Origin of the sequence: Magnetospirillum sp. SS-4 (assembly GCF_902729425.1) — a bacterium.
GTDB lineage: Bacteria > Pseudomonadota > Alphaproteobacteria > Rhodospirillales > Magnetospirillaceae > Phaeospirillum.
Genome location: NZ_CACVCH010000001.1, coordinates 1 through 2,500, shown reverse-complemented (window position 1 = coordinate 2,500; position 2,500 = coordinate 1). Strand labels below are relative to the sequence as shown.

At 55.6% G+C, this 2,500-nt stretch carries 1 rRNA gene (cut by a window edge); it reads left to right on the top strand.

From position 1 onward, the window contains the following. Nucleotides 1-2,377, top strand: a 23S ribosomal RNA gene (locus MTBSS4_RS00005); it begins 367 nt to the left of the window's first position. The last annotated feature ends 123 nt before the right edge of the window (nucleotides 2,378-2,500 follow it).

Sequence of the window (2,500 nt, the reverse complement as noted above, 5' to 3'; positions counted from 1 at the left end):
GTGAAATCCTGTCTGAACATGGGGGGACCACCCTCCAAGGCTAAGTACTCCTCAGTGACCGATAGCGAACAAGTACCGTGAGGGAAAGGTGAAAAGCACCCCGACGAGGGGAGTGAAATAGTACCTGAAACGGAATGCCTACAAGCAGTCGGAGCCCCCTCGAGGGGTGACGGCGTACCTTTTGTATAATGGGTCAGCGAGTTAGTGTATGCAGCAAGCTTAAGCCGGTAGGCGTAGGCGTAGCGAAAGCGAGTCTGAATAGGGCGTCGAGTTGCATGCATTAGACCCGAAACCGGGTGATCTAGCCATGGGCAGGTTGAAGGTGGGGTAACACCCACTGGAGGACCGAACTCACGTCTGTTGAAAAAGACGGAGATGACCTGTGGTTAGGGGTGAAAGGCCAATCAAACTCGGAAATAGCTGGTTCTCCGCGAAAGCTATTTAGGTAGCGCCTCGGACGAATACCTGCGGGGGTAGAGCACTGGATGGGCTAGGGGGTCCCAAAGACCTACCAAACCTAACCAAACTCCGAATACCGCAGAGTACTATCCGGGAGACAGACGTCGGGTGCTAAGGTCCGGCGTCAAAAGGGAAACAGCCCAGACCGCCAGCTAAGGTCCCCAAGTCATGGCTAAGTGGGAAAGGATGTAAGACGGCCAAAACAACCAGGAGGTTGGCTTAGAAGCAGCCATCCTTTAAAGAAAGCGTAATAGCTCACTGGTCTAATAGCTGTCTCGCGCCGAAAATGTACCGGGGCTCAAGCCATGCACCGAAGCTGCGGGTGTGCGAGCAATCGCACGCGGTAGCGGAGCGTTCCGTAAGCCGATGAAGGCGTCATCGTGAGAGGCGCTGGAGGTATCGGAAGTGAGAATGCTGACATGAGTAGCGACAAACAGTGTGAGAAACACTGTCGCCGAAAGTCCAAGGGTTCCTGCGCAAGGCTAATCCGCGCAGGGTAAGCCGGCCCCTAAGGCGAGGGCGAAAGCCGTAGTCGATGGGAACCACGTTAATATTCGTGGGCCTGCTGGACGTGACGGCCTCCGTGTATCGTATCCTCTTATCGGATTGAGGGTGCGGTGAAGGAGGTCCAGGAAATAACGCCAGCGTATAGACCGTACCCGAAACCGACACAGGTGGACTGGTAGAGTATACCAAGGCGCTTGAGAGAATGATGTTGAAGGAACTAGGCAAATTGACCCCGTAACTTCGGGATAAGGGGTACCTCCCTCAGCGCAAGCTTTGGGGGGTGGCACAGACCAGGGGGTGGCGACTGTTTACTAAAAACACAGGGCTCTGCGAAGTCGAAAGACGACGTATAGGGTCTGACGCCTGCCCGGTGCCGGAAGGTTAAAAGGAGAGGTGCAAGCCTTGAATTGAAGCCCCGGTAAACGGCGGCCGTAACTATAACGGTCCTAAGGTAGCGAAATTCCTTGTCGGGTAAGTTCCGACCTGCACGAATGGCGTAACGACTTCCCCGCTGTCTCCAACATCAACTCAGCGAAATTGAATTCTCCGTGAAGATGCGGAGTACCCGTGGCTAGACGGAAAGACCCCGTGCACCTTTACTACAGCTTTGCAGTGGTACTAGGATGTGGATGTGTAGGATAGGTGGGAGCCTATGAAGCACTGGCGCCAGCCGGTGTGGAGGCAACCTTGAAATACCACCCTTCTGCTTCCTGGTATCTAACCGCGCCCCGTGAACCCGGGGCCGGGACCCTGCATGGCAGGTAGTTTGACTGGGGCGGTCGCCTCCCAAAGAGTAACGGAGGCGCGCGATGGTGGGCTCAGGCTGGTCGGAAATCAGCTGTCGAGTGCAATGGCATAAGCCCGCCTGACTGTGAGACGGACATGTCGAACAGAGACGAAAGTCGGTCATAGTGATCCGGTGGTCCCGAGTGGAAGGGCCATCGCTCAACGGATAAAAGGTACGCCGGGGATAACAGGCTGATCTCCCCCAAGAGTCCACATCGACGGGGAGGTTTGGCACCTCGATGTCGGCTCATCACATCCTGGGGCTGGAGCAGGTCCCAAGGGTTCGGCTGTTCGCCGATTAAAGTGGTACGTGAGCTGGGTTTAGAACGTCGTGAGACAGTTCGGTCCCTATCTACCATGGGTGTTGGAAACTTGAGAGGACCTGTCCCTAGTACGAGAGGACCGGGATGGACACACCTCTAGTGTACCGGTTGTCGCGCCAGCGGCATCGCCGGGTAGCCATGTGTGGACGAGATAACCGCTGAATGCATCTAAGCGGGAAGCTCCCCTCAAAACCAGGTTTCCCTATCAGAGCCGTGGAAGACCACCACGTTGATAGGCAGCATGTGGAAGCGTGGCAACACGTGAAGCTAAGCTGTACTAATCGCTCGATCGGCTTGATCGCCCATGCGTAGCGGCAAGCCCGACAAACAGAACACATGACGATACGTGCACGACGGTACTTGATAACAGATCAGAAAAAATTGCGTTTCCTTCGATGACCTGGTGGCCTTAGCGAGGGCCCCCC